Origin of the sequence: Nitrobacter vulgaris (assembly GCF_031453995.1) — a bacterium.
Classification (GTDB): domain Bacteria; phylum Pseudomonadota; class Alphaproteobacteria; order Rhizobiales; family Xanthobacteraceae; genus Nitrobacter; species Nitrobacter vulgaris.
Genome location: NZ_JAVDPZ010000070.1, coordinates 1 through 7,330, shown reverse-complemented (window position 1 = coordinate 7,330; position 7,330 = coordinate 1). Strand labels below are relative to the sequence as shown.

Sequence of the window (7,330 nt, the reverse complement as noted above, 5' to 3'; positions counted from 1 at the left end):
TCGATATGCTTGAAGATCTTGGTCACGAAGTCATTGAAGCTAATTCAGGCGACCGCGCGCTTGAAATCCTCCGCCAAGACCGAGCCATTGACCTCTTAGTGACAGACTATTCGATGCCGCGGATGAATGGCGCGCAGCTCGCGGCCGCAGCTCGGCAAATCCGCCCTGAGCTTCCCGTGCTGTTGGCGACCGGCTATGCGGAGCTGCCGACAGGGTCAGGTAATGGCCTGCCGAAGATTGGCAAACCCTATCAGCAGGAGCAACTGGCAACGGAAATCAAGCGAGTACTGAAACAGAGCACTGGGTCGCAAAGCCTTCCGTTCTGAGCTGAACGCGGTTCTCCTTTTCGTCAGCTCTTCGAGGAAGCCGTCGATCCACCTCTCATTAAGAAGATCTCCGTCGCAATTCTCTCGCCTTAAATATCACGGGCTTCGAATAGCCCGAGCTTCACCAAAGATCGGCGAGGATGACGTTCTGCGGTGTCCGTTACTGGAGCTTCCTCGCGCGCCGGATCGGGTCTCGCATCGGTCGCATGAATGAGCGAGAGAGTCCCTTCCAAGGGCGCGCTAGTACCCAAGCAACGCGACATGCGTAAGTATTGTGCGCGCTATCCTGCTCATCACTCGCCACGGCACTGTAGGTTGTGATTTCTGGGGGACCTTTTGCATCATCTGATCGAACGAGCCGAGCTCTCTGTATCGAAGTCGCGACCGCTCGCAACCACCCACTTGCAGGACGAATATTGTTTCTCCGCGTCGATGTCGGGATCGCGGGCACATCATCCGCAATGACGATGGCGTTGCCATACGCATGATCGGGGCAATGCTGGATTTCACCGAGCGTCAGCGGACCGGGCAGAGCTCGCCGTCAATGAGGAACGCCTTAGTTTAGCGACTCAGGCAGCCGAGGTTGGCTTCTGAGAGGTTGACCTTATCCACGACGTCCATATTTGGCCGCCCATCTTCAAACAGATGTTCTGCATCTCGGCGGAGGCACCCGCCTCCATGACTGATTTCTACAATGGGTTACATCCCGAGGACCGCGACCGGACATTCTAAGCAATTACCGGCGCGTACGATCCCTTTGCAATTGTATTAGCTGTCAATCATTAGCCTGAAGCCGCGAATTTTGGACCAAGAGCACGGTAAACAGCGGCGCCGTTACTCCTACCAATGCCACTGTGATCAGCAGCCAGCCGAGCTGGCTGTAATCGGCGGGCACCTGGACTAATCCGGTCGCTTGGTCTTTAACCTCGCGAGTGACGATAAATATCTGGTTCAGATATTTCGTAAGTAGACTGCTGGCAGTCAGCGCCATGTTAGTGAACGACGCCATCACAGCAAAGAACGTTGCCTTGAGTTCGACAGGAGCATTGCGCGCGATCCACGCCAACATGGGGATCATCGCGATTTGACCCAAGGGAGATTCCAGGGTGGTATCGATGATCGCGATAAAACGCGCATCGACCACGCCGCCGGTGGCGCGTGTGGTCCATTCCTGAACGCCGAAGTAAAGCCCAATGTTGGGCAAAGCCAGAACGCCTGAGGCCAACGTCAGCAGGACTACGATGTAGGCGATCGACCACCTTGCCATCAGCGGCCTCAGAAGCACCATGCCAATGAGCGCGAAACAGGATCCAATCAACGAAAGAACAGACAGGAATTGCTGGTCGAAACCGAGCCGATCGATAAGGAACCATGTTGCTCCGGCCCCTGGCAACGGGACCGCGCGAAACACGAAGATTATGATCGCTGTACCGATCAGCGCTTGCGCCTTGGCCCGTGGCAGTTTCTGAATGAGCTGGTAGATGAGGGTCGTAATGATTGCCATCGATCCACAGAACACGATCTCTTGTGCTAGTGGGATATCGCTGATCCCGATAATCAGCGTTAAAGCTACGAATGCGGCGCCCCCGCTGAATATCCTATAGTCAGGGTTTGTTGTTTGGCTCTGCGAATAGATGAGTCGTTCGGCCTCGTCCGCGTTAACGCCATGCGCTCGCAAGCGTCTCGCGCGTGCAGCCAACATGACCTGAGAGAGAATCACGCCGCTGACTGACACAACAGGAATGGCGAGCGCCATCGCGTAGATACTAGCGTATACAGCTGCCTTCTGACCTTGCTCGAGCCCCTCCACACCAGCAAACATCACGATGTTAAGCAATGCGACGACGATCAGCCCGGTTATGAACGCGATGCGGCCCAAGGTCTGCATCGTGGTATGGAGCGCCTTGCTCTCCGCTTCAGAAAGCGCTTCACCGTCCGGGCCGACGCGCGGCACCGCTTCGACCGACATGGCATCCGCAACTGTGTCCTGCACGACATAGCCGGCTGGCGCGAGTAGGCTGCTCAGCACGAACCAAGCTTCCACACTCATCCATTCACGCATGGCGACAGTTTGCGTGATAAGCGCGTACATGATGCAAAGGCTCGCGGCGATCAAGGCAGCGCCAAGATAGACCAGAAGTGCCTTCCAGCGCCAAACCAGATCGACCAAGTGGCCCAGTGGCATTTTCAACGTCCACGGCAACCCAGCCCAGAACGCGAGCGCGGCCAGGAACGCGGCCGAAAGTCCGAGATACTCCTTGACGAAGAACGTTCCCACGATGCCGGTTAATCCGGAGAACCCGCCCGCGAAATAGATCATAAGCGGCGGCAGAAATGACCAGCGTAGCTGCCGAGAGATGTCTGTGAATGCTCGTTCAAACGTAACTTGCGCAGCCCTCAACATGCTCTCATTCTCAATTTGCCCACGTCCTCAATTCGAGACTGGTCAACGCATCGTTCCTCCTCGGGCTCGGGACGAGTTAGGCTTCGGCACACGTGCGCTTTGCGAAGTCTATGCATAGGTCTCCTGATGAGTGCAGCTGCTTTAATGCAGCAACTAACCAGTGGGAAGTGGCGAGAGCAACTCCAACAGGTCACCAATCCGAAGCTGAAATGCCTTAGGCACACGCCTTATCCTGTCTAACGGATGCAAGACGCACATCAAACTCGCAGGATTTCTACAGGCTAAAAACACTCGGCAGACTCTATCATTGGGTTTGGCTTATCAGATGGGCGGCATAATTGTCATCTTCTCAGCGAGGACGAAGTCGGCGCACCTCTGCCTGCGGAGATTTCGACGAGGACTCTGTGTAAAGCGCCGTTGCGCTCGAGCGTAAGTTGCACACGCTCGCCGATACGAGCAAGCCCGATCTTGTTGCGGAGTTGTGCGGCACTGCGAATGGGAACGCCGTCCGCAGCAACGATGATATCGCCTTCGCGAATGCCTGCCGCCTCGGCCGAAGATCCTCGGAGGATATTGGCGATCAAAGCACCCTCGCTCCTTCGGGAAATTTTTTCCGCTGATCTGACCGTGCTCAGGTCCTGAACCGACACGCCGATATGTCCGCGCCGCACGGAGCCAAATTCGACGATCTGTTCCATGACCCGCCGTGCCATATTGATCGGTACGGCAAAGCCGACTCCGACATTACCACCGCCCGGTGAAATGATCGCGGTGTTGATACCCACGAGTTCGCCCTTCAAATTGATCAGTGCGCCGCCAGAGTTTCCGGGATTGATCGGCGCATCAGTTTGAATGAAATCCTCATAGCCCTGCTTGCTAAGACCAGTGCGACCCAGCGCACTCACCAGACCTGAGGTCACTGTCTGACCAAGGCCGAACGGGTTGCCAACGGCTATTACGAAGTCGCCGACCTCCAGTTTGTCGCTATTCCCAAATTGGATGGCCTTAAAATTGTTTCCACGCTGGATTTGGAGCACCGCTATATCGGTTCCTGGGTCGCGTCCGATTAGTTTCGCCGAGAACCTCCTGCCGTCTTTTGTCGTGATTTGAGCGGTCGATATTTCCGCCACGACATGGTTGGCGGTGAGGACATATCCGTGTTGTGCATCGACGATGACCCCCGATCCTGTGGCCTGGACTTCTCTCTCAAGCTGCCGCGGTAAGTCAAAAAATTCGCGAAAGAAAGGATCGCGATAGAGTGGATTGTCCTCCTTGACGCGGCCACGAACGGAGATATTGACGACCGCAGGCGTGACCTCGCGTACCAGGGGAGCAAGTGTGGGGAGGTGCCCCCCACCCAGATCTGGGATTTGAGCGACGGCAGGGCACCACGATAGTGACGTTCCGATCACTATCAACGTGAGAAGAATAGGCCGTAGCGCTGCGGATAGACGATTAGTTATCACAGCGTTGTTGGCATGGTTCGGTTTAGATGTCGCAGTCAGATCACCATCCAGCGTGAGTTGCAGCTGTCTCAGCTCGTGCGCGCAGAATTATCTTGGAACGATGATTTTAACTTCAAGCCCCGATTTGTATTCTGAGCGCAAAAGCCGGGGTTGCAGCAGCTCTACTCGGAAAGAGCGCCTGCTTTTCCCCTCAGATCAGCTGTTTCCAAAACTATCGACCGGCTCAGCTGCAGGTTTCGGTGGCGGGCACATCTGCGGGCTCCTGGTCTAACACAACGCCAAACTTGGCGCGCTTGGCGGGTCGCAGGGGCAGCTTTGCCGACGCCTTCGCGATTTCTGGAAGCACGACACTTTCGCTCGGACATTCACCCAATCATAAAGGTCTAGAACGTCCTCGTTGGTCAGTTGCTTCTCAGCATAGGGGTTCTGTCATTTTTGTCAGTACAACGGCGAGGCACTCCCCGGATTTTCATAATACTAGGAAACAGGTTGCATGGGACAGCAGCCGGTGCCCGTACCTTCGCCCCCAAGGACACTCGTCGCGGCAGCGAAAATTCAGCGCCGTAATCAAATCGGGGTCACCATTGTTCGGTTCTCTCTTCCGTGTAGGCAGTGAGGGCAGTACGGGCCCGAGTCAAATCCTCTCGCGCGACGCCAAGGATCTGCTCAGCCGCATCGAGCGCCGCGAAAGCTCCCACCGAAGGGTCTGGACGTTCCGCCGTAACTATAACCCAGGCGGCGTCAATCTTTGCGAGCGCCGCATGCAAGTTCGCGATAGCGCGCCCGATTGCGTCGTAAAGCTCAATCTCCTGTTCGGCTATGACCTTTTTCGACATGGTCGACCCTTTTCCGATCGCATACGGGCAGTCTGCCGTACGGGGTGCAAGCATCAGCCGCTAAACCTCAAAGCACCGCACGAACGCAACAAGCTTCTCGCCCGGGCCAAGCGGTCCTTCGTCGCCGAGTGCCATCATTCGTTTCGCGGTTCACCGCGGCGGCGATCTTGGAAGCCAACACCTCATCTAATGGAGGGGAATCGGCGGCTGGCCGGCCGCCGACCCCGCTCATGATCAGCTCTTGATCGCGATGCGCTTCACCTGTGATTGAGCCTTCGGGCTTTTAGGAAGCAAGACGTTCAGCACACCGTTTCTGAACCGCGCCTCGATCTTATCTTCCTCGACCTCCACCCCGAGCGGGATGCGCCGCTCAAAGTGACCATAGAAGCGTTCGGAGAATTGCTTCTCCTTGTCCTCCACCTCAGAGCGCTTCTCACCCTTCAACGTCAGCACCCCGTCGTCGAGGTACACCTCAATATCCTTTTCTTCGAGACCAGGTATCTCGGCCGTTACCTTGATCTCCTTGTCACTGTCGGAGATCTCGACGTTCGGCCAGGCTCCGTTGAAAGATGACAGCGAGCCAAACGCCGGCACGCGATCATCAAAGCCACGGAAGACATCGTCGAATAGCCGGTTCATTTCCCGATGCAGCGAGAGGAACGGATTGCGATCGTTGTCGCGGAATACCGTAGGAACCTGATTGTTGGAGCGGCCCCACGGAATCAAATCACGGACACTCATGGTTACCTCCTTTCTGTTTCGGTCAGTTTCCCATCGCGTCGGGCAGACGGCCCGACGCCTTATGGAAGCTGCCCTGATCATGCCTTAGGCGGCCAGCTTCTCCACCTCGATCTGCTGGTTGCCGGCCTTCAACAGTCCCTCGCCCGCGGCGATGGCGATACGGCGCGGCTTCATCTCTTCCGGAATCTCGCGCTTCAGGTCGATAGTCAGCAGACCGTTCACAAGATTCGCGCTCACGACCTTCACGTGGTCGGCAAGCTCAAAGCGCCGCCGAAAGGCGCGTGCGGCAATACCTCGATGCAAATACTGCCCGCTCGCTTCATCTTGCTCCGACTTCTGTCCCGCGACTAGGAGCATGTTCTGCTCTTGCGTGATCGTCAGGTCAGCCTCGGTCAAGCCGGCCACCGCCATGCTGATGCGGTAGTCGTCCTCACTCGTCCGGACGATGTCGTAAGGTGGCCACGTATCAATCGACGTCACGCGGCTCGCAGACTCAAGCGTATCCAGCATACGATCGAATCCGATTGTCGATCGGAACAGAGGCGCAAAATCGAAAGTGCTTCTCATAGCCATATCCTCCTTGGAAGCAACATGGATACAAGGGCGCCAAAGAGCTGACGCCCTTTGGAAAACCATCTCTTCATCAGCAGATGGCGATTTTGATTTGGGTACGACTCGGCTTCCGTCAAGAGGTCGAAAATCGCGAACGAGCCGCGCGCAAAGCATGGAACGTTTGTGATTTGGTATCGTTCGTGATCAGAAGCCGGTGAAGAACGGAGGTAGAAGATGGCTCTCACACGCGACGATGTTCTCTCCGTTATCGGTCCCGCCGATGAGACTTTGGTGACTGAAATCATTGCGACCAAAGCGACAACCGAGGAACTGACCCATGCCTGGGCCTGGGCGAATAACGATGAAGCGTTGATCAATGAAGGCCGGCCTCTGCCCAGCGGCCGGACCGCCGAACTGGTCGAACTTCTCACCCAGGATGACGAGGAAGAACGAGCCTTATAGCGACCGAGTTCGCCGGATATATAACTGCGCCATGCCTACAGCATCGCCCCCACGGGGAGTTTCCTGACGCCTGAAGGCAGAAAAAATTCTAAGAGTCCTCTTGAAAAGCGCAGGGATTTTTCTAATTGGATTTTCGCCGCTGGAGAAGCGGTCTCGAGCGCCAGAAGGGCTCGAGGATTGAGACGGGCGCCGGACGGGTGTCCGACGTCCGCTCGTACCCATCTTGCTCCAAGGAGGATTTGGCTATGAGAGCCTATAATTTTGCACCCCTGTGGCGATCCACCATTGGATACGACCACCTTCTCGACCTCTTTGATGCGGCGCAACGTACCGAGGGCGAGGATCACTATCCCCCGTACGACATTGAACGGCAATCTGAAGACCGTTATCAGATCTCACTAGCGCTCGCCGGGTTCACGCCGGATGAAATTGCGGTGACGGCCGAACACAACGTGCTCTCGATTGAAGGACGCAAGACAGAAGCGGTCAAGAAGGATTACCTGTACCAGGGGATTTCGGCGCGCCAGTTCAAGCGCACCTTCA

Annotated in this window: 8 protein-coding genes; 3 read left to right on the top strand and 5 right to left on the bottom strand. The window is 56.2% G+C overall.

What is annotated here, in order from left to right; translation table 11 throughout:
* Positions 1-326, top strand: a 326-nt coding sequence (locus tag GGQ85_RS20365; RefSeq protein WP_309776034.1) for a response regulator, incomplete at its 5' end; no start/stop codon positions are given.
* Positions 327-1,101: 775 nt separating this feature from the next.
* Here the strand turns inward: GGQ85_RS20365 and GGQ85_RS20360 are convergent.
* The 5 genes from GGQ85_RS20360 to GGQ85_RS20340 form a co-directional block, all read right to left on the bottom strand.
* Positions 1,102-2,646, bottom strand: coding sequence for an MFS transporter (locus GGQ85_RS20360; protein ID WP_309776033.1), 1,545 nt, complete (start codon positions 2,644-2,646; stop codon positions 1,102-1,104).
* Between the two features lie 425 nt (positions 2,647-3,071).
* Complete coding sequence (locus GGQ85_RS20355) at positions 3,072-4,196, bottom strand: trypsin-like peptidase domain-containing protein (RefSeq protein ID WP_309776032.1); 1,125 nt, start codon at positions 4,194-4,196, stop codon at positions 3,072-3,074.
* Between the two features lie 578 nt (positions 4,197-4,774).
* Positions 4,775-5,032: a hypothetical protein gene (locus tag GGQ85_RS20350; protein WP_309776031.1), complete on the bottom strand. Its 258-nt coding sequence runs from the start codon at positions 5,030-5,032 to the stop codon at positions 4,775-4,777.
* A gap of 234 nt (positions 5,033-5,266) precedes the next feature.
* A complete protein-coding gene (locus tag GGQ85_RS20345; protein ID WP_309776030.1) occupies positions 5,267-5,773 on the bottom strand; it encodes an Hsp20/alpha crystallin family protein in 507 nt (168 codons plus the stop codon).
* An 84-nt stretch (positions 5,774-5,857) separates the two neighbouring features.
* Positions 5,858-6,340 (bottom strand): Hsp20 family protein, encoded by a 483-nt coding sequence (locus GGQ85_RS20340; protein WP_309776029.1) that lies wholly within the window; start codon positions 6,338-6,340, stop codon positions 5,858-5,860.
* A 219-nt stretch (positions 6,341-6,559) separates the two neighbouring features.
* Here GGQ85_RS20340 and GGQ85_RS20335 point away from each other — a divergent pair, with 219 nt between their 5' ends.
* Both GGQ85_RS20335 and GGQ85_RS20330 read left to right on the top strand, forming a co-directional pair.
* Entirely contained in the window at positions 6,560-6,787 is a 228-nt protein-coding gene (locus tag GGQ85_RS20335; RefSeq protein ID WP_309776028.1) for a hypothetical protein, read from the top strand.
* A 245-nt stretch (positions 6,788-7,032) separates the two neighbouring features.
* The coding region (locus tag GGQ85_RS20330; protein ID WP_309776027.1) for an Hsp20 family protein at positions 7,033-7,330 on the top strand (298 nt) is incomplete at its 3' end.